Source organism: Pseudomonas sp. KB_12 (assembly GCF_052114545.1).
Classification (GTDB): Bacteria; Pseudomonadota; Gammaproteobacteria; order Pseudomonadales; family Pseudomonadaceae; genus Aquipseudomonas; species Aquipseudomonas brassicacearum.
Window position 1 is genome coordinate 1 of sequence record NZ_JBFREY010000054.1, and the last position, 24,659, is coordinate 24,659.

General features: G+C 59.6%; 13 protein-coding genes. 3 read left to right on the forward strand and 10 right to left on the reverse strand.

The features are described from left to right. Positions 1-761: 761 nt before the first annotated feature. Both AB4Z20_RS26530 and AB4Z20_RS26535 read right to left on the reverse strand, forming a co-directional pair. Positions 762-1,595, reverse strand: a complete 834-nt coding sequence (locus AB4Z20_RS26530; protein ID WP_024619059.1) for an amino acid ABC transporter permease — start codon at positions 1,593-1,595, stop codon at positions 762-764. Further along, complete coding sequence (locus AB4Z20_RS26535; RefSeq protein ID WP_024619058.1) at positions 1,592-2,413, reverse strand: ABC transporter substrate-binding protein; 822 nt, start codon at positions 2,411-2,413, stop codon at positions 1,592-1,594. Before AB4Z20_RS26535 ends, AB4Z20_RS26530 begins: the two co-directional genes overlap by 4 nt. A 113-nt stretch (positions 2,414-2,526) precedes the next feature. Between AB4Z20_RS26535 and AB4Z20_RS26540 the strand changes: the two genes are divergently transcribed. Then, positions 2,527-3,426 (forward strand): homocysteine S-methyltransferase family protein, encoded by a 900-nt coding sequence (locus AB4Z20_RS26540; RefSeq protein WP_024619057.1) that lies wholly within the window; start codon positions 2,527-2,529, stop codon positions 3,424-3,426. 243 nt (positions 3,427-3,669) lie between these two features. Continuing rightward, entirely contained in the window at positions 3,670-9,006 is a 5,337-nt protein-coding gene (locus tag AB4Z20_RS26545; RefSeq protein WP_442091023.1) for a hypothetical protein, read from the forward strand. 123 nt (positions 9,007-9,129) lie between these two features. Here the strand turns inward: AB4Z20_RS26545 and AB4Z20_RS26550 are convergent, their stop codons facing one another. The 3 genes from AB4Z20_RS26550 to AB4Z20_RS26560 are packed head-to-tail and all read right to left on the reverse strand — an operon-like array spanning position 9,130 to position 10,917. Beyond that, positions 9,130-9,816, reverse strand: a complete 687-nt coding sequence (locus tag AB4Z20_RS26550) for a GNAT family N-acetyltransferase (protein ID WP_253470469.1) — start codon at positions 9,814-9,816, stop codon at positions 9,130-9,132. Between the two features lie 10 nt (positions 9,817-9,826). Beyond that, a complete protein-coding gene (locus AB4Z20_RS26555; RefSeq protein ID WP_253470468.1) occupies positions 9,827-10,273 on the reverse strand; it encodes a GNAT family N-acetyltransferase in 447 nt (148 codons plus the stop codon). Between the two features lie 2 nt (positions 10,274-10,275). Then, positions 10,276-10,917: an FMN-binding negative transcriptional regulator gene (locus tag AB4Z20_RS26560; RefSeq protein WP_253470467.1), complete on the reverse strand. Its 642-nt coding sequence runs from the start codon at positions 10,915-10,917 to the stop codon at positions 10,276-10,278. Between the two features lie 100 nt (positions 10,918-11,017). On the opposite strand from AB4Z20_RS26560, the gene pdxR reads away from it, so the two are divergent. Then, complete coding sequence (gene pdxR / locus AB4Z20_RS26565; RefSeq protein ID WP_258690055.1) at positions 11,018-12,562, forward strand: MocR-like pyridoxine biosynthesis transcription factor PdxR; 1,545 nt, start codon at positions 11,018-11,020, stop codon at positions 12,560-12,562. Positions 12,563-12,607: 45 nt separating this feature from the next. Here pdxR and AB4Z20_RS26570 read toward each other — a convergent pair whose 3' ends face one another. From AB4Z20_RS26570 to AB4Z20_RS26590, 5 genes are all read right to left on the reverse strand, one after another. Next, entirely contained in the window at positions 12,608-17,212 is a 4,605-nt protein-coding gene (locus tag AB4Z20_RS26570) for a dermonecrotic toxin domain-containing protein (RefSeq protein WP_442091027.1), read from the reverse strand. A 123-nt stretch (positions 17,213-17,335) separates the two neighbouring features. Beyond that, positions 17,336-21,955, reverse strand: coding sequence for a dermonecrotic toxin domain-containing protein (locus AB4Z20_RS26575; RefSeq protein ID WP_442091029.1), 4,620 nt, complete (start codon positions 21,953-21,955; stop codon positions 17,336-17,338). Positions 21,956-22,134: 179 nt separating this feature from the next. Beyond that, a complete protein-coding gene (locus tag AB4Z20_RS26580; protein WP_442091031.1) occupies positions 22,135-23,235 on the reverse strand; it encodes a polyamine ABC transporter substrate-binding protein in 1,101 nt (366 codons plus the stop codon). An 11-nt stretch (positions 23,236-23,246) separates the two neighbouring features. Further along, the gene (locus tag AB4Z20_RS26585) at positions 23,247-24,278 is read right to left on the reverse strand and encodes a histone deacetylase family protein (protein ID WP_442091033.1); all 1,032 of its coding nucleotides are present in this window, start codon (positions 24,276-24,278) and stop codon (positions 23,247-23,249) included. Positions 24,279-24,494: 216 nt separating this feature from the next. Continuing rightward, on the reverse strand, positions 24,495-24,647 hold the full coding sequence (locus AB4Z20_RS26590; protein ID WP_442091035.1) for a hypothetical protein: 153 nt from the start codon (positions 24,645-24,647) through the stop codon (positions 24,495-24,497). Positions 24,648-24,659: the final 12 nt, after the last annotated feature.

Below are 24,659 nucleotides of genomic sequence, written 5' to 3' on the forward strand. Positions count from 1 at the left end.
CTCGCCTAGGCTCGGTGTGCCCTCACTCCGGCATTGCTCCGTGGGCCGCCGCGAAGGGCCATCCATGGCCCAGCGCGGCTAACCCGGCATCCATGCCGGGTTGCCCACTACGCAATGCCTGCGTTCGGCCATCGTGGTTAACGGGGCGCTGAGATCAACGTCCACCGCGAGGCGGCCTGATAGCCGACCTGGTTCTTGATGGGATCGCGTTTCTCCTGTGGGAGCGAGCTTGCTCGCGATGGCGATAGCTCAGTCACATGGATATTGGGCTTGCTGGCCTCATCGCGAGCAAGCTCGCTCCCACAGGAGGTCTGTGTTGGATATGAATTTTGTGTCCGCTGAAGATTGAATGTGGGAGCGAGCTTGCTCGCGATGGCGGTGGTTCAGTCACAGGGATGTTGGGTTTGCCGGCTTCTTCGCGAGCAAGCTTTGCTCCCACAGATCTGATGGGTGTACGACCGGGAGAGCCAGGTCGGCTACCAGGCCGCCTCGCGGTGGACGTTGATCTCGGGTGCCCCGTTAACCACGCTAGCCGCGCTGGGCCATGGATGGCCCTTCGCGGCGGGCCCACGGAGCAATGCCGGAGTGAGGGCATGCCGAGCCTAAGCGAGGCACCGAGTGGTGGGGCAGAAGCGCTTTGGTTACTTTCGACTGGGCCGGCTTCCGGGCTTTTCGAAAGTGACTCGCCGTAAGGGCGAAACCGCCAGCCGCCGTTACCGCAGCAACGGATATACACACCAACCTTAAAACCCCACCCCAACTCAACGATTATTCAAATAAGCCTTCCCATAATGCCGCTCCATCCGCGCCTGAATCAGCTCCAACGCAATGGACATCAACCAGTAAATAATCGCCGCCGTCGTCAGCATCTCAATATAGCGATAACTGGAACGCCCATAAGACTGCGCCAGAAACATCACCTCCCAAACCCCCATCACCGAAATCAGCGAAGAGTCCTTGAGCATGGAGATGAATTGGTTGGTGGTCGGCGGGATGATGGTGCGCATGGCCTGGGGCAGGGTGACGCGCCAGAAGATCACGGTTTCGCTCAGGCCCAGGGCGAGGGAAGCTTCGCGTTGGCCGTTGGGAACGCCGAGGATACCGGCGCGGAAGATCTCGCTCAGGTAGGCGCCGTAGTTCAGCGACAGGGCGATGATCCCGGCGGCGATGGCGCCCGGGACCACGCCCAGTTGGGGCAGGCCCAGGTAGATCAGCAGGATCTGGATCAGCAGCGGCGTGCCGCGAAAGAACGACGCATAGAAACTGGCGATACCGAACGCCACCGCACTGCTGGACAGCCGCGCCAGGGCGGTGATGAAGCCCAGCAATGACGAAGCGACGATCGAGCACAAGCACAGGAACAGTGTCAGCACCGCGCCTTGCAAAAAGCCATTGGGCGCCAGGTGCACACCCAGCAGGTTCGGCAGTTTGTCGAGGATGATGGAGAACTTCAGGTCGAAGCTCAGGAAGAAACTCGCGAACAGCACCAGCATGGCCGCCCAGGTCAGGTACAGCCGGGTGCGAAAACCGAAGATTTTTTGCAAGCGTGACTCAGCCACCGGTGGCGGTGGCTGAGGGGGTGGAAAAGAAGTCATTGGGTAATGTCGGCGCCGATCCATTTCTGCGAGAGTTTGCTCAAGGTGCCGTCCTGTTTCAACTGGGCAAAGACTTCACGCACCTTGTTGTCCCACTGGGCGTCGCCCTTTTCGATGGCCACCGAGTTCGGCTCGGAGTAGAGCGCCTCGCCGGCCAGCTTGAAGCGCTTGTCTTCGGTCAGGCGCGGCTGTGCGGTCACCAGGTTGGTCAGCACCGCGTCCAGGCGCACCCCGGCGCCCAGGCCCAGGTCCTGGAAGGCCACGTTGTCGGTGTCGTACGGGGCGATCTGCACGTCTTCGAATGGATAGCTCAGTTGAGTATCCTCGGCGCCTTCGATCACCAGGTTCTTGTTCAGGTAGCTCTCGTAGCTGGAGGCGCTGGTCAGGCCGACCTTCTTGCCGCTCAAGTCCTTGGCGCCGTGGATACGGTCGTCCTTGGCGTTGACTACAATCACCGCCGGCGAAGCGTAGTACTGGACCGGGAAATTGAACACTTCGGCGCGTGCCTTGCTTGGCGTCATGGAGCAAATGCAGATGTCATAGCGCCCGCTCCAGTGGCCGGCCGCGATCACGTCCCAGGAAGGGGTTTCCAGGCGCAGCTTCACGCCCAGTTTCTGCGCCACGGCCTTGGCGACGTCCACGTCAAAACCGTCGAGCTGGTTCTGATCGTTGAGGAACGAGAAGGGCGGATAGCTTTCCATCAACACGCCGACCAGTTCTTTTTTCTGTTCGATGCGATCCAGCGTGGCACCGGCGAACGCTTGCGAAGAGGCAGCCAGCAGAGTCAGGCCCAGGGCCAGCAGTGGTTGTAGTTTCATGTGAGGCCCCTGATAGAAAAATAAGTTGTAGTTCACCGAATGGTGCGTATTAAATAGTTATAAGAACAACTCCGGTAGTGAGTATTTTTCATAAGCTTATGAGTGAATCGCATATGGGCTCAGCAACGACAGTCATTCTCGATGGCGGCATGGGCCGCGAACTGCAACGCCGGGGCGCCCCGTTCCGACAGCCCGAGTGGTCGGCGCTGGCCTTGAGCGAAGCGCCCCAGGCGGTAGAGGCCGTGCACGCGGCCTATATTGCCAGCGGCGCCAACGTAATCACCAGCAACAGCTATGCCGTGGTGCCGTTTCATATTGGCGAGGCGCGTTTCGCCGAAGAAGGCCAGGCCCTGGCCGCGCTGGCGGGTGAGTTGGCGCAGCGGGCAGTGCACGCTTCGGGCAAAGCAGTGCGGGTGGCCGGGTCGCTGCCGCCACTGTTCGGTTCCTATCGGCCGGATCTGTTCGACGCTTCCCGCGCCAGTGAATTGCTCGCGCCCCTGGTGAACGGCCTGGCGCCCCACGTCGACGTGTGGCTGGCCGAGACCCAAAGCTCCACGGTCGAAGCGCGGGCGATTCACGCCGGGTTGCCAAAGGACGGCAAGCCGTTCTGGCTGTCGTTCACCCTGAAAGACGAAGACACCGATGAAGTGCCACGCCTGCGTTCCGGTGAACCGGTGGCGGACGCCGCTGCGGTGGCGGCTGAGCTGGGTGTCGAGGTGCTGCTGTTCAACTGCAGCCAGCCGGAAGTGATCGGTGCGGCCATCGATGCCGCGCGGGACACCTTCGCGCGCCTGGGCGTGAAGATCCACATCGGTGCCTACGCCAACGCCTTCCCGCCGCAACCGAAGGAAGCGACGGCCAACGACGGATTGGACCCGCTACGCGAAGACCTCGACCCACCGGGTTATCTGCAATGGGCGGCGGACTGGCAAAAACGCGGTGCCAGCCATCTGGGCGGCTGCTGCGGGATCGGGCCGGAGCATATTGCGGTGTTGGCGCAAAAGCTGGTCTGAACTTGATGAAATAACCTGTGGCGAGGGAGCTTGCTCCCGCTCGGTTGCGCAGCGACCGCAAGATTTTAGGGCCGCTTCGCGGCCCAGCGGGAGCAAGCTCCCTCGCCACGGATCCGTGAGAGCTTGCTGACATTTGGGCTTACGCTTTCCCCGAAGCCCGTAGCCACGCCTATACATATGTACGTCATTCCCGCTGAAACGGCGCGATAGGGTCCCAGTCCTACTCATCACCGGGACACCTGAATGACTGCCTTCCCTGAAAATGCACCTGGCGTGACGCCGCATGCTGCCGGCGTACAGCTCAAACCCATCAGCCTGTTACCCCACGGTATTCGATTTCAACCTCATGAATTCGCCGATCAATGGCTAAATCAATGGGGCCTTATCGGCGATACGCGGGTACAGGTCACCTATCAAGAGGTCGAGACAGTCGATTCGGCCGCTCAAAGAAAAACCTCATCGGTGCCGCTGCGTGACGCTGTGACACGAGGCTTTTTGATCGCCCATCAAAGCAGGGCGACCGCTGAGCCTTCTCCGCGCGAGGGTTGGGTTTATCCCCACCGAAGTCATATGTCCCTGGACTTCTCGTCACTGCGGGTCAACGGTAAAGGTCTTTCACCAGATGTCTTGCAGCAACTGCAAGTTGGCATTGCGCCCGGCTACCAGGGCATTGGGCAGCCGGTCATTACTGAGGTGAACGCCCAAGGCAATCTGCTCAGCCCCCGTGAAAAAGAACAAATCAGGCAACTGGGGCACTTGGATGCCAATCAGGTGAAGCTGGCGCGTCTGTTCGCCGCTTTGCCAACGTTCGACACAGTGCTCAAGCGTCTGCTGGTCAGCCGCATCGAGGCCAAGATCCCTGGGCGCAAATTCCACACTTCACTGCTCCAGGGCATCGACCCGGATCACTGGTACGTGAACCACTTTAGCGTGGACTCATTCGGTGGCCGTTCATTGACAGCCTCACAGTGCTTTACCGACGTGATGTTGGGCTGTTTAGCGACGGATACACCGCCCACTTACTCGCGCGGTGGCGTGGGCTTCTACACCCGTCCGGATTCGGTGGAAGAGGTCGACAGCGTATTCGTCAGCCCGCTGGGCGCGAAAATTCCAGCGATCATGGAGTCCGTGCTCTATATCGCCGAGCCCGCGACCAATGACAGCTTGAAGCAGCAGTTCCGTGACGATCTCAGCGCCTTTCGCCATGACAGAAGCGATGCACAGGCGCTCGACACGTCGACCACTGACGCGGCACTTGCTCATCTGCTGTCCCGACGATTCCTGCATCTTTTCGACTTGTACAAAGTCGACCGGTATCCGTCCACCCCGTTAACCCAAAGTGCGCGAACCCTGCAGGATGAGGAAGATCGCCTGCTGGATCTGATCACCACCCACCCGTCCATGGCGGACAGAAGCCGTTTGCTGCGAGCGCCCATTCCCCATGTCTATGCCGTCATGCTCGACATGGGAGCCGCGAAGCCACAGAAATGGCCTGCCGCGATGGTGATCAAACGAACCGATCAAGCACCACTGTTCCTCTATTCCATGGAACGCGGCATTCAACGGTTCGATTCTTTTCAAGACATGGTCAAAAAAGTACAGGTCGTCCATGCAGGGCATCAGCGCACGATACGGGAGATTTCGACTGAGCTGTCCGGGGATGTGTTCGAAGTGGCGGCATCGGAACTGCTCCAACTGCAAAGCAACGCGCTCGAAGCCGTCCTGAATGCGCCAGAAAACGAAACGGTGGCCCTGAGGACTTTTGCCCAAAGGACCGAAGATGCATTGCGCCTGCCTACGTTATCTCTTGCCGGTGCATTGGCGACTCGTCAGCAAACCTTGATTGAAAACAACCGTCCTCATTTCTATAAAACCGCAACGCTTTCAGAACAGACTCGTTATCGTCGCTTGGAGCAAGATGTCCTCCAAGCTGTTTCAGATTTGGGTGACGGTATCCGGACGCTGCATCAATTTACCCGCCAGAAGATCCAGCAATACCTGCAGCGAACCCTGCATCACGCGATAAAGCCCGATCCAGACAAAACGATGGTGACGCTTGCTTTCGCAAAGGGTGCCAACCCGAGGCAGTCTCGTATTACCAGCCTGACCCAGCTGATACTCGATAACTTGCGCCCGCGGCAGTACCCCAATGCAATGCGAGAGGTCATGGCTGTTCACCTTGTCGATAAAGATGGCAAGCGGATACGACATCCGGTGAGTGGCTTGCTGATGACATTGAAAGGGCGCGAACTCGCCACGATGGCGACAAGCATCGACGCTGGCGCACGTTATGAAACCCTGCTCAGGGCACAGATGAACAAGCCGGATTACAAAGCTGCCTGGCAAAAAGCGTATACGGCCAGTATGAAATTCAAAGGTTACGAGACCGCGCTCAGGGGGGATGAAATATTCAAGGTCACCCGACTCGATAAAGCCTTCGAGCCACCTAAAGTCAAAAAACTGGTCACGCTCTGGCTAGACGCTGTGCTGCAATCGCCAGAGGCAAAAATGCGTCCACGGGTCATGGGAAAAAACGTGCAGGTACATGGCCTTTTGCTGGGTGGCAGTGTAGGGGCTGGAGGCCAGCACGGGACGATGGGTAACGCAGTCAGCGTTGACGGCGCCTTGATTTTTTCCGATCAGGACGGGCCGGATATTAAGGGAACCGTAGGTGTTTATTTTCCAGACAGTCCCGACGGAGAAGATTTTCACGAATTTGCCAATCTGGCCGATGGTGTCGGGGGGCTTCTACGACAAGAGCCATGGCAGGACTACTTCCGTTCACGCATTTGCGCGGTCAATCCCGAAGAAATAAAACGTGTACTGGGGCCGCACCGTGGTCTTCCCTTGATTCGCGCAAGCGTTATCACAGGCGATCTGCTTGAAGCGCTTCACCGAGCGCACGTTGATTTCCATAGCGCTTATGCGGACCACCGCTCCAACAGCAACGCGGATATACGTCGTGAAACAGCAGTAAGGATGGTCATGGTAGCCATGGAAGTGTTCATGGACTTGGCCGGCATGCTGTTGATACCCGGTTTCCAAATACTCAGGCGTGCTGTCAAGACGGGCCTGCTCGTGGCCAGGACCGGCGCTGTTCCGATGGACCTGGACACCCTGGCATTTGTCTACAGAGTGGCTAACCATGGCGGACGGGAACTTGCCGCAGGGGCCACGGTTCCGGTCCGAGGCCAGTCGTCTTTCCTGGCGGTTACGGCGCGCCAGAGCCAGAGTGATGCACTGGCCGGGTTGCCCCTGGAAGCGGCACTCTATAACCGTTATGCGGTGACCGACACTTCACTGTTGCGAGGGTTGGCTGCAGATGCCCAGGGCTTCTATCGCCCCACGCTCAATTCTGCTGCTGGGGGCAGTTCCCGACCCGTCTACATACAGCAACCCGACGGGACCGTATTCCGGGTTCATGACCATACGAGATTGAATGCAACCGAAGCCACCCTTGTCGACCCTGGCACCGGGTCGAGTATCCGCTCCAGTGGCGTGATGCGAAGTACCGTTGCCCGGATGCCCGACGGAGAGTGGCGTGCGGTTGGATTTGGTCAGGGCGGCGGGAAACGCCCGGCAGGTAGCTCTACACAACCAGGCCCTTGCGAACCCAAAGTGCCTGCTCTGTCGCCTCGTGCCTCCGAATGGGTATGGACCGCTGGTCATTGGGACAACGACATCATGGATCTGGTCCCCTCTGTCATGACTCGTCTTCCGAGCTGGCCGCAGAACCGGAGCTTGCTGATCATGGACGAAATAACCGCAGGGAGTAGTTGGTCAGTACGCTTCACGCCGGGGCAATACGAGCGTTTCTATCCGATGAGTCAGCACCCCGATAGATCACCCACGGATATCGTCTTGAGGCGAACGGCTGAAAATCACTACAGCTTGATCTTGGGTAGGCGGGTCGTTGGGATTCCCGCCGATGGCGATTGTTTTTTCAATGCCGTCGCCCGTGGGCTCAATGAAGGGCAGGCGCAGGAAGCCTTCACGATGCAAGGGCTGCGTAATGCAGCTGCCGATTACATCGATGGGCATCCGCAAATCAGCCACTTCATGATGCCGCCGGCCTCCGGCTTGCAATTGGCGCTCTCCGACATCGCGCCTTGGTTACAAGAGCTCTTGGAGGAGGCAGCGCTCTCTGATCTCACTCGGATTGTCTACAACGCCACCAACCCACATCGCTTGTTCCAGCCGGTTCTGGATTACCTTGACCGTCACGCCAACAGCTTGGGCCGAAGGACGCTGGACGCAGCGCGGGACGCCATCCTGCCGCCGGAGGTGTTGCAGGAGATCGGGCATCATCTATCGGTTCGGTCTCCGGAGCGCCTGATGCCAAGTAGCGCTCCCTTTTACACTCAGGAAACGGAGTCATTGCGCAGGTTCTTCGAAGACGTGCTGCTGGGTCCCATCGATGATTTGCATCTGACCGAACTGCTCAATAACGAATACCTTCAACTTTCGCAGGATGTGATCCATATCATGCTTGAGTATGGTGTCAGGGCTCGACAGTTGACCGACCATCATCCAAGGAATGAGCTGGCCTACGTAAAATACAATGAGACTCTGCACGGCCATTTGGACGATGATCAACAGGATGATTTACTGGATGATTTACTGGAAGGTGCTGAGCTGGTGGATCAGGCCGATCTGAATGAAGTAAAGCAAAGGTATCAACGTGAGTCGGGCGTCACCATTAATGACGATGCCAAGTTAATGAATCAGTTCATGTATTACGATCGCGTAGAAGACACCATCGATCTGCTCAGCGTTGCCCTCGAACGGTTTCCCGATTTGCAGCGACGGGCTAATCTGCTGCTTCGCTCAACGGTGATTTCCTCGAACCTCGGTGGCGCGCTACCGGTCAATGTCCTTGCCAGGTGGCTACGTGATCCGAAGCTGTCTGAGGCGCGGCTTGGGATCATTGCGGAATATGCCAATACCCGCTACACCGAAGTGATTGACGACGGCACGATAAGTATTGACTGGATGCAGTCGTTCGATGATCAGAATCTGAACAGTATTGTCCAGCAGCAAGACAGCCTGACGAGATTTGTAGAGTTTCTGGGGTGGGTACAATCGAACGCCGAAACGCCAGCAGTGGTAGGTTTGTTTAGCAGTTCGGGACAAACTGTTTCTAATACCAGGGTTTCGATTTTATTAAATACGCCGAATATTTTTAATTTGCTCCAACGCTTCCCGAGGAATCACGCTATACAAATATGGGAGGACCTCGTTGGGCCGTATTTCAGCGATGCCACTGTTCGAGCCGCGCTCAGGCAACCTGGCTCGCTTCGTTCAGAGTTGGATATTGCAAGGGCGTTAAGAGTTGGGCTTGGCGTGGACGGGGCGCGCGCGAACCAAATCGTTAGAGATACATTCGGTCTTGGCCAGCGGCAGGCTCAACAATATCTCTACAATTTCGAGTTCCCAGCCAATCGTTTGGGCCACAGGCTTTTGGACTTTGCATTGTATTTGGAAAGCCAAATGGCGGTGCCCGATTGGGCCTGGCGATACCTGAGGCAGGGCGTCACGCGCGAAACGCTCAAGCCATTTGGAGCCAAAAAGAAACCTTGATCGCTTAGTCGCGGGCTACTTACAGCTCTGATGCAAGTCGCCCCATCGCCATTCCCCGCAAGGATTGGCGGTGGGGTCGTCAACTACGTGATGGACGCCGAGCCTGCTCGCCGAAACGGGCCGTCAGCCACCGACAGCGGATGTCCGACACTCTACTAGCCCTCGCACTTGCCCACTTTCGCTCTGATTCTCCTCACTCAACCACTGCTCGAATCCTGCCGCGATCTCCGGCCATTCCGAATCCAGTATTGAGTACCACGCCGTATCTCGGTTCTGGCCCTTGACCACCATGTGCTGGCGGAACACCCCTTCAAACGTGAACCCCAGCCGTTCGGCCGCGTATTTGGAGCGGGCATTGCCGTTGTTGCACTTCCATTCCAGCCGGCGATAACCCAGGGCGAAAGACTCCTTGGCCAGCAGATAAACCGCCTCGGTGCTTTTCGGCGAACGCTGCATCGGCGCGCCGAAGGTCACGTGGCCAATCTCGATGCGGCCCTGGGCCGGGACGATGGACATCAGGCTGAGAATGCCCTGCACCTCGCCACTGGCGCGGTCGATCACGCTGAAGAAATACGGGTCGGTGTTGGCCGCATGGTTGTTCAGCCAGGCATCGAAAGCTCCGCGGTCCGTGAACGGACCATAGGGCAAGTAATCCCAGAGCTTCGGGTCGGCGCCGGGGCCTTCAAGGGCTTGCCAGAGGCCATCGGCATGCCGCGCCGGGTCGAGCTTTTCCAGGCGGATGAAACGCCCTTCGAGCACCTGTGCAGAGGGCGCCGGGACACCTTTCCAATCGGCGAGTGAAGTCGACATGCTGCGCTCCTTAAAGGGCTTTGCGAAATTGAATGAAGCCTGGGCGCTCGGCGATGCGCTCGTACAGCTGGATCGCCGTGGCGTTGGTTTCGTGGGTCAACCAGTGCACCTTGCAGCAACCATCGGCCTTGGCGGTGGCGTAGACGAATTCGATGAGCTGGCGACCTACACCACTGCCACGGCTCTGTTCCGTTACCAGCAGGTCTTGCAGGTAGCAGGAATTCTCGATGCTCCAGTTCGAGCGGTGATAGATAAAGTGCACCAGGCCCACCGCCGTGTCGCCATCCCAGGCGAGGGCAGCATGGGTCGGTTCATGCTCATCGAGCAAGCGTTGCCAGGTGCTTTGGCTGACGGCGTCCGGCAATTCGGTTTTATAGAACCGCAGGTAGGCTTGCCACAGCGGCAGCCAGGCGGCGTGATCGTCGGCGCTGACGAGGCGGATTTCAGGTTGGCTCATGTTCACTCCTTGGACAATTGTTCAGGCATCAGGTGGGCGAGCGCCCGGTCCTGCGGGTCGTGGCTGGCGGCGAGGCCGTTGCGTACGCCAGCGACATCCGCGGGGCTACGGTTCTGGCTGAGCTTGCGCTTGCCCTCCAGGCGCTGGATGGGCAGGGCGAAGCCGACGATCGCCTTGAGCATGCTGTCGATGTACTCGGGCGGAGCATCATCGATCTTCCACGGCTGCTCGCGACCGGTTTCGTGGCGGTCGGTGAGGGCGCCCACCAGGTTGCGCAGGCGATGGGCGTCGCTGAACACCTCGGCGCTGCCGTAGGCGTGGACGGCCACGAAGTTCCAGGTCGGCACGACTTTGCCGTGTTCGGCCTTGCTGGCGTACAACCCTGGGCTGACGTAGGCATCGGCCCCGGCGAATATCACCAGGGCCTCGGCGCCGGCTTCCAGGTCGCGCCATTGTGGATTGGCCCGGGCCATGTGGCCGTAGAGGCTGCCGTTCGGCCCTTGTTGGGTGTCCAGCAACAGCGGCAAATGGCTGGCCTGCAAACCGTGTTCACCCTGGGTGACCAATACGGCCAGGCGGCAATCGCCGATCATCTGGTGCAGTTCGGGCAGGTCTTCGACGGCAAAGGCTTTTGGGTTGTACATGATGATTTTCCTTGGCGAATGCGAACATCCTAGGCAGGCTATTGGTCTGTTGTAAGAGCCACTTCCGACCAATTCGATAGGTCCATTCGCGAGGGCTGTCATGCACAACGCCGCGCCGCCATTGTCGTTCAACCCCGCTGGTATCGAGCTGGACCGCCGCCAGGGGCTCAGCCGCCAGCTCTACCAGGCGTTGCGTACCCGGGTGCTCGATGGACGCCTGGCCAGCGGCACGCGCTTGCCGGCCAGCCGTGACCTGGCGGCGGCCTTGTCGATCTCGCGCAACAGCGTGGTGCGGGCCTATGACCAGCTCTACGCCGAGGGTTTCATCGAAGGGCGGGTCGGTGACGGCACTTATGTGGCAAAACTGTCCTCCACGACGTTGCCGCTGAAAAACATATCCACAAAAGTATCCACAGGGTTTTCAACAGGCTTACCCACAGCCTTATCCACAGATTGGCTCGATTTACCTGTGGGTCCATCCAGTAAAGTTATCCACAGCGATGCGCTAAACCGCGTCGAAAAACACCATTTGGCCCAACCGCCCAGCGGCCCGCCGCGAGCGTTTCGGGTCGGTGTACCGGCTTTCGATCTGTTCCCTTTCGACGTCTGGGCCAAGCTGAATGCGGCTTTCTGGCGCAAGCCGGACTTGCAGCAGCTGTGTTATGGCGATTCCCAGGGCGATGCGCGCTTGCGCGGGCTGATCGCGGCGTACTTGCGCAGCTCCCGGGGGCTGCACTGCACGGCTGAACAAATTGTGATCACCAGTGGCGCACAGCAGGGCATCAGCCTTTGTGCACAGCTGTTGGTCGACCCGGGCGACGTCGTGGCGGTGGAAAATCCCGGCTATCGCGCGGCCGGGCATGCGTTCGCCGTTGCCGGGGCCGATGTCAGGGGCGTGCCGGTGGATGGCGACGGCTTGGATTGCGCCGCGCTGGGCGCGTTGAGCCACTGTCGGCTGGCCTACGTCACCCCGTCCCATCAATACCCGACCGGGGTGGTCATGAGCCTGCCACGGCGGCTGGAGTTGCTGGCCTGGGCCGAGCGCAACGACGGCTGGATCGTCGAGGATGACTACGATGGCGAGTACCGCTACAGCGGCGCGCCGCTGGCGCCCTTGGCTGCTCTGGATCGCCAGGGGCGGGTGCTTTACGTCGGCACGTTCGGCAAAGTGGCGTTCCCGGCCCTGCGCCTGGGCTACCTGGTGCTGCCGCCAGGCCTGGTCAACGCCTTTGCCCGACGGCGCGCCGTGGACGTGCGCCACTCCGAAGTCAGCACCCAGGCGGTGATGGCCGAGTTCATGGCTGCGGGGCATTTCCAACGGCATATCCGGCGTATGCGCAGGGCTGCCCTGGCTCGGCGTGATGCGTTGCTGGCGGGCTGGCCCAAGGCTGTTGCGGGTGTCGGTGCCCTACCTACTGTCGTGGCCGGGCTGCATCTCACGGTTCCTGTGGAGAGCATCGAGCGCGAGCGCGAACTGATCGCCCAAGCGACGAATGTGGGTGTGGAGATCAATGGCCTGAGCAGTTATTGGTTACCCACCACGCCGTCGCAGGTGCGCGCCGGCTTGGTGCTGGGGTTCGCGGCGGTCCCGCCAGCGGCGATAGCCATCGCACTGGCGAACCTGGCAACCGCCTGGAAAATCTGAAAAGTGCAGTGCCAGGGCATCAGTGGATGCCCTGGTTGCTTGCCGTCATGACACTTGTTTTGGAAAAAACACTTCCTTGGCCTGATCCACGGCAATTTCGCTGCGGTAATGCTCGATCAGTTGCCGTTGATTAAGCGTCTGGGTGGACTCGACGGCTGCCCCTTGACTGACCTGCTCAGGTGTCCGCAGGCGTGCAGACAGGAATGCATGAGGCGGCACCCAGTTCCTCGAGTAATGGAAATCGGCAAACCAGAGAGTCTTATTGGTTGACAGGTCCTTGATCTCATACCGGTCCAGATAGCCATGGAGAGGCGCCTTGATGCGTTGCCGATTTTTTTGCTTGGTAATGGAAATCTGGTTTCGGCTCTTAAGCCAAAGGACGTCGCTCATGGTCGGTGGGCGTTGCTTGATGACGTTCAGTACGGTTTCGAAGCTTTCGTCATGAAGGGTTTTCGAAGCCTTCTTGAGAGCCGTGCGCGTGGATTGCGCCAGACGTTGTTGCTCGGCCGAAATGCCCACCGTTTCGTTTGACGCATTGTCCAGGCCCTTGGTGATCGCGATAGCGACTTTCTCCATTCGGTTGGCGTGTGCGTTCAGAAGCAGGCCGATACCGGTGGGCGACCGCTCTGGCTTCTTCGTGTATTGCTCGATCTGCGCCTTGAATGCCGCCAATCCGTCGAGCAGCGCCTTGCCCTTGGTGAGGCTGGTTGCCAGCACCGGGACGGCCAGCGGTGTGTTGGTATTCACATGGGGCAGCCACTCGCCGGTTTCCTTGCGATGGAAGGTGGCGATGACTCGATCCGTGAGCGGATGCTTGACATCGACCCAATCGGTTTCTTCCAGGGTCTTGGTTAAACGCGGTTCCCCGCTGACCAAGCCCCAAAAACGCGCCCGGATGAATTTCTTCTTGGGCCTTGGGCGTTCCCGATAAGGGCCGGCTTCGCTTCGCTGGTTGCTTCGTTCATCAAGGGCGCGCGCCAGATGATGCAACGCCCTTTTTTTAAGATTGCCGACCTGCTTGCCCAGTCGATTGAGTTCTGTCGTGCGAACGCTGTCCTTGTATTCGTCGCCCAGGTATTGGATGTGTTCTTCAATGGCCGTGAACTGTTCCGTCAGGCTGCCGAATGCGTCGATCTGCTCGTCCAGGCGGATCACGCTGCGCTCATCGATAGCGTCGTGCAGGCTTTGAAACGCGACCGTGGTGTTATCGACCAGCTGGTTCATGTCGGCCCAGCCTTCGGGGATGTCGTTGACGCTTTCCAGTGACAGGCAGAGGTGGCGATACATGTCCAACTGGATAAGTCGAATCGCATCGCTCTTGTAGGCCGGCATCTTCCCCCGGTGTTGCCGCAGCAGTTCAATGCCTTCGCGCCCAACCTTTCTCAGCCTGGAGAAGCGCGTCTCCATGTAATCCAGGCGCTCGATCATGTCGTCTCCGATCCTGATCATGCGGTCGGCTGCGTCAACGTGCTCTTGCTCCACGCTCTCGATGTTCGAGGTGGTCATGTCCACGGCTGTTCTCAGGGCCGGGGCGAATCGCTCCTGCAAGGTGTCTATCTCTTCGAACGTGAAGTTGATTTGCGCATTCAGGTAACCGAGCCTGGCTTGAGGCGCGTCGGGCCTCGATTGGAAGACGGGCCACTGGATCAAAATCTCCAACGCTTCTTCGTAGCTTTCCCGCTGCGTTCTCAAGGTGCTCAAATAGACGTTGTGCCTGGCCTCCCTGGACGAGCCTGACGCCTGGTTCATCTCCTTGGCGTTCATGGTCAGCAGCTTCTGGTTTTGTGTTTTCCTTTCCTCGAACCGGTTCAGTTCGGCGAGCAGTTGGGTGCTGAGGCGTTTCGCATCCGCGATGATTTTCTGCCTGACACCTTTTGACCCGCTGCCGCGCAAACGCAGGCGAGGGTCGACACGCCATTCGCCTGCTGCGTCATTGATCAGGGGCGGGCCGGTGCGTGCGGGGTCGTTCTCATCGACGATGGACACATGCTCGCCCTCCGCCGTCACGTTGAACCACTGGTTGGCGATTTTTGCGTACCAGTTCCCGCCCTGCTGGTAGAGCCCTTTGAGCGCGCCTTCGATCATGGGGTGTTCGGCGTTTTCAGGTTCGTTCACGCTGAAGGATTCAAGCAGCTTGGCGCGCTTTGCGGGTTGGCCTGTCAAGGCACCGCTGGCGCGGATAGCGTCATAGTGCTCGGGTGAGGGTTTCTTGTGCGCTAACGGGGCGAGCCTCTCGATCACGAGCTCAGGTTTTGTCGGGCTTTCCAATTCATGCACGACCGCTGGCGCCTCGGGTCGACGGCTGTTCGCGCTTTCCCTGGCGCGGTCGATGGCGTGAGTCGTAATCGCCATGGACATGTTCAACAGCAGGTCGACGAAGGCTTCCCCGGTGGCTTGGCGGTTGGAGGTTTCGTCGCTCTGGGTCAACGTTTCAAGGTCGTCCAGAATTTGCCAGAGCCAGGCCGCGGTGCCCACGGCGGTGCCCAGGTAAGGCAGCGCCAGGTTGAAAATCAACCAGCCGGCTTGTTTGAAAGTGGCCCAGCGATTTTCGCTGTTGGACACCGATTGCCGATCGGCCAGCTCGACCAGGGCATCGGCGTTGGCTTTGAACAGCTGCGGCAGGAAATCAGCCCCCAGGGTTTTCTCGCTCAAGCCGATGGGCGTGCTATTGAGCCAAGACGACACAGGGTCGACCGCAAACTCCACCATGGCCCAGGGTGACGGCAGCGGGCCCGGAAAAACGAACCGGCTGTAAGTGGCGCGTACCCCATCGGGCAGCCACGCCAGTACCGATTGGCGCAAGGAGGCGGTTTGCCGGATGGCGTAGATCAAGTTGCTGAGCGACGGATACTGACACAGCTGCGGCTCAAGCAACGGTTGATACAGCAGGCAGGGGCCGGCATCGGGATCTTTCGGGCCGATCACGAACATGTTGGTGACCACGTCTGCCGAGGTGCTCAGCGCGTGCTTGGATTCGAACGCCAATGGGCGCAAGACGATGGTTTGCCCATCGACCTGGCGCTCGGACGCCTTGGGCTCCATCAGCGCGGCGACATAGCGGTAACCCCGTTCATCGATGTCCCCCAGGCCACGGATTTTGCTCTCCAACGCGAGCAGCGGTAACTGGATGCGTAACTGAGCGGCGTAGAGGTTTTCGCGGCGGCTGGATTCGGCCGGATCGTCGAGGAGTTTGTTCTTGATCAGGTTGGGATAAACGCGACCGATGTCGATTTGGGTGACGAGGTTTTCGACATAATCGGCGGTCATCCATTTGGGCAATGCATGGCCGTCGACCGACCTGACTATTTTGTCCCCCAAGGGCAGCGCAATCAGGTTTTGCAAGGCCAGTTCAACGAGGCTGAACCGCGTGGTCTGGATTTTTCCGGGGACCACGAACGTCCCCCAGACCACCGGGCTGCGTATCTGGACCTCGATGCTTTCCAGGTGAAGGGTCGAGGCGTCGGCATGGTCCGACAACATTTTCTGCTTGAGGCTGTTCAACGTGTACTGCTTGATGGAAGGAATACCCTCCATGTAGGTCTTGCCGGCATGGGCGCTGCCCAGCGCCGAAAGATTCTTCAGGTGTTGGGCGAACAGGAACTGGTCGGATGTCGGCGCGGCCTGCAACCAACCGGGAATCTGCTTCTGAAACCAGTCCTCGGCAGGTTCGTTATCCCGGCCCGCTCCCTCGTTATCCGCCTGTTCGCGATCGTCGGCGATCAGGCCTTCCAGGAACCCGGGATCGCCGATGACTTTGACCTGCATGGCGATCAGCCCGCAGGCCTTGTGATCGAACACATTGCCGTCGGGCTCATACAGCCGCCACTGGATTCGTGTGCGCTTGGCGCTGTTCAGATGAGTCGGCAGCGATTGACCCAACGCGTCTTGTGAAGCGAACTTCTCATACCCGTTGCGCAGCGAGTACGTCAGGATAACTTCCTTGCGGTCGATCGTTGCGCTCAAGGCCACGATCGAGTTTTCGTTCACACGATTGACCGTATCGCCGTCCACTTCATCGATATCGATCAAATAGGCATGGCTGTCATAGCGGTCATGGCGCTTGCGGTCCTGCAGGTCCGGGTAAAGGAACAACTGCCTGGCCATGTCGCATTCAGTCGCTGTCCAGCCCGGGACCTGGCTGACGTTCCAGATCTTGCGCAGGTTGCTGGAGAGCTCATGCCAGCGAGGGCCGGCCGTGCCGAGTGGCGTGTTCCAGTACACCAGTTGTTGTTCCTGGAAAGCGGACGCCATGGCGGGGGCCAGTTCGTTGATCAGCAGTCCGATCAGGCTGATACGCACCGGCAGATGCACCGGTGGAAAAGTGAGGGGCAGTTTGGTCAAGAAATGCAGCCCTTCGATCAGCAAGGTCGACTCGCTCTCGCCCACGCGCTCGGCCAACAGATCGCTGAGGGATGTATAGCGGGTGGGAAGCTCCACGATGTTGCCGTCGACGACGTCCCAATTCGGTTCGCCGACTACCGTGTTGTGTGGATCGAGGTCCAGCGTCGAGTACATTTTCTTGAGCGCTTTGCGCAGGAGCAGGCTGGCAACCTCCGGGGAGGTGGGCCCTGCGAGCATTTGATTGAGCAGCGCCTCTCTGAGGCTGACTTCGGAGGTAGGCGTCGTGGTGGCTGTGACGGTTTCTGTCATCTGGCTTTCCCTGTCTGGTGATACGTGGAGTCCCCGAAACCGAGTGCTTCGGGGGTTCCATGCTAGGCAGGGGCATGACAGCGAAGGTGGTAACTATGTATACGCAGCCGTACGGCGTCCTGGTCACCCGTATTTTTTTTGGAAGAACACCTCCCTGGCTTGGTCCGTGGCAATTTCGCTGCGGTAGTGGTCGATCAATTGCCGCTGGTTGAACGCCTTGGTGGGGACGAGCGAGGAGGTCTTCTGGTCGATTTGCTCAAGGGTTTTCAAGCGCCCGGAAAGAAATGCGTAGGCGGGCACCCAGTTGGTCGAGTAACGGAAATCGGCGAACCACAGCGTCTTATTGGTTTTCAGGTCCTTGATCTCATACCGGTCGAGGTAGCCATAGGGTGGGGTCTTGATGCGTTGCCGGGCCTTTTGTTTGGTGATGGAGATCTGATTGCGGCTTTTCAGCCAGATGACACCACTCATGGTCGGTGGGCGGCGCTTGATGACGTTCAATACGGTTTCAAACCCCAGCACATACAGGCTGCTCGCCTCCTTCTCCAATTGCTGGCGCAAGGCCTCGGCCGAGCGTCGTTGTACGGCGGGAAGCTCCGCGGTCTCGTTTGACTCGACGCCTTGTGCCTGGTCGAGGGCTTTTTTTATGGCCGCGCTGACTTTTTCCATCCTGCCGGCATGGGCGTTGAGGATCATCCCGATGCCGGCGGGCGTTTGGTGCGTCTGCTCTACGGTGTCCTCGATCTGTGCCTTGAACGCCGCCAGGCCGTTGATCAGGTCGGTGCCCTTATTGATGCTGGTGGCCAATGCCGGGACGGCGACCGGCGGGGCGTCGGGCTTGACGTGAGGAATCCATTCGCCGGTTTCCTTGCGGTGGAATGTGACGATGATCTCTCCCGAAAACGGGTTCTTCACGTCGACCCAATCGGTTTCCTCCAGGTTTTTCGATAAGCGCGGTTCACCACTGACGAGCCCCCAGAAGCGCGCCCGGATGAATTTTTTCCGGGGTCTGGGGCGCAGCTCGTAAGACCTGCTTTCGACGCGCCGGTTGCTTCGTTCATCGAGGGCCGCCGCCAAATGACTCAACGTGCGTTTCTTGGCGAGGCCGATCCCGGTCCGCAATCGAGTGAGTTGTATCGGGTGGATGCTGGTCTTGTATTCATTGGCCAGGTACTGGAGATGTTCATCGATGGCCGTGAACTGTTCGATCAGGCTGCCGAAGGCGTCGATCTGCTCGTCCAGGCGGATCACACTGCGCTCATCGATCGCGTCGCGCAGGCTTTGGTACGCCACCGTGGCGTTATCGACGATCAGGTTGATGGCCTCCCAGCCTTCGGGCATCGACTCGACGCTTTCAAGGGACAGGCAGAGGTGGCGAAACATGTCGATCTTGATCAGTTGCAGGTCGTCACTCGTGTACAGCGGCATCTTCCGGCGGTGTTGCCGGACAAACTCGAAGCCTTCGTGGCCCACCTCCTTCAGTTCGGTGAAGCGGGTCTGCATGTAGTCCAGGCGCTCGATCACGTCGTCACCGACGCGGACCATGTTTTCGGCGGTGTCTATATGCGCTTGCTCCAGCACCTTGACCCCGGAGGTGATCATGGCCTTGGCCTTGCTCATGACCGGGGTGAAACGTTCGTTCAGCGCCTCCATCTCCACGAAGGTGAAATTGACCTGCGCGTTCAAGTAGCCAAGCCGGGTGCGAGGGTAGTCGGGCCGTGACTGGAACACCGGCCATTCCAAGAGGGTCTTCAAGGCTTGTTCGTAGTTTTCCCGCTGCGCTTTCAAGGTACTGACGTAGGTGTCGCGCTTGGTCTCCTTGGCGGCGCCCGTCGCCTCGTTCATTTCCTGGGCCTGCATGGTCAACAGCTTCTGGTGCTGCGGCTTCTTGGCTTCGAACTGGTTCAGTTCGAGCAACAGTTCGACTCGGCGGCGTGTCGCCTGGGCGATGACTTTCTGCCTGACCCCTTGCGACCCGCTGCCGCGCAGGCGCAGACGCGTATCCACGTGCCACTTGCCCTGTGCATCGCCCATCAGGGGAGGGCCTGTTCGCGCAGGGTCTTTCTCATCGATGATCGACACCTGTTCGCCTTCCACCAGCACCTTGAACCATTTGCCGGCCAGGTTGGCGTACCAGTCGCCGGCCTGCTCATAGAGCCCTTTGAGCGCGCCCTCGGTCTGACGTTGGCCTGGGTCTTGCAGCGCGTCGAGGCTGAAGCTGTCGAGCAGCTTGGCGCTCTCCCTCGACTGGCCCATCAAGGCGCCGCTGGAACGAATGGTCTCGTAGTGCTCGGTCGGCAACGCCGTGCTGGCAAGCGGCACCCGTTGCTCTATCACGAGCTCAGGTTTTGGCTTGGGCAGATTTTCCAGTTCGCGCACCACTTCCGGTGCCTCTGGCCGGCGCGGACGCCGTGCGGCCCTGGCGCGGTCGATGGTGTGGGTAATGATTGCCAAGGCGATGTTCAACAACAGGTCGGTGAGCGTCTCCCACTTGGCCTGGCTGTCGGCCCCTTCGCGGTTCTGTGTCAGCTGTTCCATATCGTCGAGAATTTGCCAGAGCCACGTTGCGGTGCCGACAGCCGTTCCCAGGTAAGGCAAGGCCAGGTTCAGGATCAGCCAGCCGGCACGCTTAAACGTTTGCCAGCGACTCTCGTGGTTGGAGATCGATTCGCGGTCGGCCAATTCGACCAAGGCATCGGCGTTGGCTTTGAACAATCGCGGCAGGAAATCCGCACCCAGGGTCTTGTCGGTCAAGCCGATGGGGCCGCTATTGGCCAGGGACGTCAACGGCGCGGCCACGAATGCCACGATGCTCCAAGGAGAGGGCAGCAGGTCCGGGAACACGTATCGGCCGTAATCGTCACGCACCCCATCGGGCAACCAGGCCAGCACCGATTGGCGCAAGGCAGGCGTTTGCCTGATCGCATACAGCAGGTTGCTGAACGACGGGTATTGGCACAACTGTGGTTCGAGCATCGGTCGATACAACAGGCAGGGCCCAGCGTTCGAATCCTGCGGGCCGATGACGAACATATTGGTGACCACGTCCTCCGAGCTGCCCAGTTGCAGTTCAGGGACGAAGGCCAGTTGGCGCAGGACGATGAGGTTGCCGTCCACCTTGCGATCGGCTTCTTCAGGCTCCATCAGGGCGACGACGTACCGGTAGCCCTTTTCGTCCAGGTCACCCTGGCCACGGATCTTGCTTTCCAGGGCCAGCATCGGCAACTGAATACGTAACTGGTCGGTGTAGAGTTTTTCGCGGCGGGCCGACTCCGTTGGATCGTCGAGCAACTTGCTCTTGACCCGTTCAGGATAAACGCGACCGATATCGATTTGGGTGATGAGGTTTTCGAGATAGTCGACGGTCATCCATTCGGGCAGCTCACTGTCGTCCAGCGACCTGACGGTTTTGTTGCCCAGGGGCAGCGCGATCAGGTTTTGCAAGGCCAGCTCCACCAGGCTGAACCGGGCCGTGTCGACCCTGCCGGGCACCACGAAGCTCCCCCAGATGACCGGGCTGCGCACCTCGATCTCGATGGCTTCCAGATCGAGCTTCGCGGCCTCGGCATGGTCGGCGGTCATCTGGGTTTCCAGCGCGTTCAATGCAAAGGCCTTGATGGCGGGAATATCGTCCAGATAGGTTTTGCCGGCGTGGGTGTGGCTCAAGATCGACAGGTTCTTCATGTGCTGGGCAAACAGCACCTGATCGGACGGCGACGCCGCCTGCAACCAGTAGGGCATCTGTTTTTGAAACCAGCCCTCCATCAGGTCGTCAGTCGTATCCTGGCTGGAGGCCTGGCTGTTTTCATGGAACGTCAACATGTCCGGGGCGTTGGAGATGCCGATGATCTTGACCTGCTCGGCAATCATCCCGCAGGCCTTGTAATCGAAGATATTGCCGTCGGGCTCATACAGCCGCCATTGGATTTTCCGGTAGCTGTCCGGGCCCAAATGGGCGCGGAGCGATTGCCCGAGTGCCAGTTGGGAATCGAACCGTTCATAGCCGTTGAAGACCGAGTACTTGAGGACGACCTCCTGGTTGTCGATCTTGCCGATCAGCACCACGATGGTGTTGTCACTCATGCGTTGCACTTGATCGCCCTCGATGCCGTCGATGTCGATCAGATAGGCGTGGGCGTCATAGAGGTTATTGTCCTGGCGGCCTTGCCGGTCGGGATAACGGAACAGATGCCTGGCCATGGCGCATTCAGCCTCGCTCCAACCCTTGACCCGTGTGACGTCCCAGGCCGAGCGCAGCGCACTGGAGAGTTCATGCCAGCGCGGGCCGGCGTCGCCGATGGAGGCATTCCAATAGGCCAATTGCTGCTCCTGGCAGGCCGTCAGCATGGCCGGTTGCAGCTCGTTGATCAGCCGCCCGATCTGGTCGATGCGCACCGGCAAGTGCACATCAGGCGTGGTGAGGGGGAGCAGGGTCAGAAAGTGCAACCCTTCGATCAGCAGCATCGGGCTACTGTCGTTCAACAGCCCGGCGAGCATGTCGCTGAGGGTTTCATAACGCGTCGGGCGCTCGACGATTTCGTCGTCGACGATGCCCCAGTGCGGCTCGCCGACCACGGTGGTGTGGGGGTCGAGGTTGAGCGTGGGGTAGAGCTTCTTGAGGCCGTCCCGCAGGAGGATGGCGGCCACCTCGGGGTAGGTGGGGCCGGCGAGCAACCGGTTGAGCACGGCATCCTTGGGGTCGGTTGCGGGGGTGAGGCGTGTGCTTGTAGAGCTTGGTGTCATCGGAGTCTCCCTGACTTGTGCGACGTGCAGTCCCGGAGCGAAACGCTGGGGGAATCCATGCTAGGGCGGCACAAGACAGGGAAGGTGGTAACTATGTATAGCGCGCTTGGTTCATGCAAAACCCGTGGCGAGGGAGCTTGCTCGCGCTTGAGCGCGAAGCGCTCACAAAGCAGTCAACCTCACTGCCCAGATTTGATCCGCGTCCAGGCCCGCGTCCGCGCGCGCTCGGCATCCCGGGGCAACGGTTGCAAAGTGTAGAGCGTGGTCATGGCCGCAGCGGTCGGGTACAGGTTGGGGTTGCCGCGGATCGCCGGGTCGACCATTTCGGTGGCGTCCTTGTTCGGGTTCGGGTAGCCGACAAAATCGCTGACCGGCGCGATCACCTGGGGTTGCAGCAAGTAGTTGATGAAGGTGTAGGCGTCGTCCGGGTTTTTCGCGCCTTTGGGGATGGCGAGCATGTCGAACCAGATCGGCGCGCCTTCCTTGGGCAGGCGCATGTCCACCGTCACGCCGTTCTTGGCTTCCTTGGCGCGGTTGGCCGCCTGGGAGAAGCTGCCGGAATAGCCCACCGCCACGCAGATATCACCGTTGGCGATGTCGGCCATGTACTTGGACGAGTGGAAATAAGTGATGTACGGGCGGATCTTCATCATCAGCGCTTCAGCCTTGGCATAGTCCGCCGGCTTCTTGCTGTTGGGGTCCAGGCCCAGGTGCTGCAAGGCCAGGGGCAGGATCTCCGACGGCGAATCGAGCAGCGCCACGCCGCACTGCTTGAGCTTGCTGATGTTCTCTTCCTTGAAGATCAGATCCCAGCTGTCCACGGGTGCGTTGTCGCCCAGGGCGGCCTTGACCTTGTCCGGGTTGAAGCCGATCAGGATGGTGCCGTACATGTAGGGCACGGCGAACTTGTTGCCCGGGTCGTTGGCTTCGATCAGCTTCATCAGCTTGGGGTCGAGGTGGTTCCAGTTCTGCAGCTTGCTGCGGTCCAGGGGCTGGAACACCCCGGCTTCGATCTGCTTGGCCAGGAACACATTGGACGGCACCACCACGTCATAGCCGGAGTTGCCCGTCAGCAGCTTGGCCTCCAGGGCCTCGTTGGTGTCGAAGATGTCGTAGACCAGCTTGACCTGGCTGTTCTGCGCCTTGAAATCCTCCAGGGCCTTGGGCGTGATGTAGTCGAACCAGTTGTAGACGCGCAAGGTGCGCTCCTCGGCCTGGACAGCGCCGCAAAGCAGCGCGGCGCACACGGCTGGAGCCATTAAACGCTTGAGTCTGTTCATGCTGTTATTCCTCATGGGGCGCTTTGGAAACCTTCAAGAACGTTCACGGCATTGATGCCGATTTCTGCCACCGCGTAGCCGCCTTCCATCACGAACAATGTTGGCTTGCCGAGCGCCGCGATGCGCTTGCCCATCGCCAGGTAATCCGGGCTGTCGAGCTTGAATTGCGAGATGGGGTCGTCCTTGAACGTGTCCACGCCCAGGGACACGACGATGACGTCGGCGTCGTAACCGCGGATTTGCCCGCAGGCCTGCTCCAGCGCCGCGCTCCAGGTGTCCCAGCCTGAGCCGGCCGGCAAAGGGTAGTTGAAGTTGAAACCCGCACCTTCGCCTTCGCCGTGCTCATCCGCATAACCCAGGAAAAACGGAAACTCCGCCTCCGGATGGCCGTGGATCGACGTGAACAACACGTCGCAGCGTTCGTAGAAAATCGATTGGGTGCCGTTGCCGTGGTGGTAATCCACATCCAGGATCGCGACCTTCTTACGGCCCTGGTCGAGAAAGGCCTGGGCGGCGATGGCAGCGTTGTTGAGGTAGCAATAACCGCCCATCAAATCGCCAGCGGCGTGGTGCCCCGGTGGGCGGCACAAGGCAAAGGCACTGCGCGCACCGCGCTGGATGTCCGCCTGGGCGGTGAGGGCCACTTGTGCGGCGCTGTAGGCCGCCTGCCAAGTGCCGGCGGTAATCGGCGCGCCCGCGTCGAAACTGTAATAACCCAGTTGGCCGTGCAGGCTGGTGGGGATGACCGTACGAAAGGTCCGCGCCGGCCAAGTGAAGGGCAACAAATCGCCGTCGCGGTTGTACTTGGCCCAACGGTCCCAGGCGCCTTTGAAAAACTCCAGGTACGCCGCGCTGTGGATACGCTGGATCGGCCCCAAGCCAAAATCCTGCGGCGCCTCCACCGGCCCCAGCCCCTGCGCCTTGACCCGCTCCAACACGTGATCGGCCCGGGACGGCATTTCGAAGCAGGGCATCAATTGGCCGTCCATCAACTCGCAGCGCCCGTGGTGCAGGTGGTGATCGTCCGAATAGATCGTCAGCATTTTTGTTCTCCGCAAGGCTGATCGGTGTGAACACAGTCTTGCGGCGCGCGGCGTTTCAGAGAACGGCAGGAGAGGCCAAAAGGGGATCGAAATGGCCAATAACTTTGACCGTAAATCGCCCCTTGTTGGCGCGGGTGTGCGCGGAGTTGGGGCAGAAGGCCTCCTGTGGGAGCGAGCTTGAACTGGTCAAGTAAATCCGGACACCAGTTACGGTGTTTATGCTGCTTTTTGYTCCATGGCTATTGGCGATAGGTAGTCGTTGTAGCTGTGGAGCCTGGTGCGGTTGTAGTACATGAAGAAGCGCACCATATCGGTTTGTGCTTCCTCGCTCGTGCTGTAACCGTTGCGAGGGACCCATTCTGACTTCAGGGTGCCGAAAAA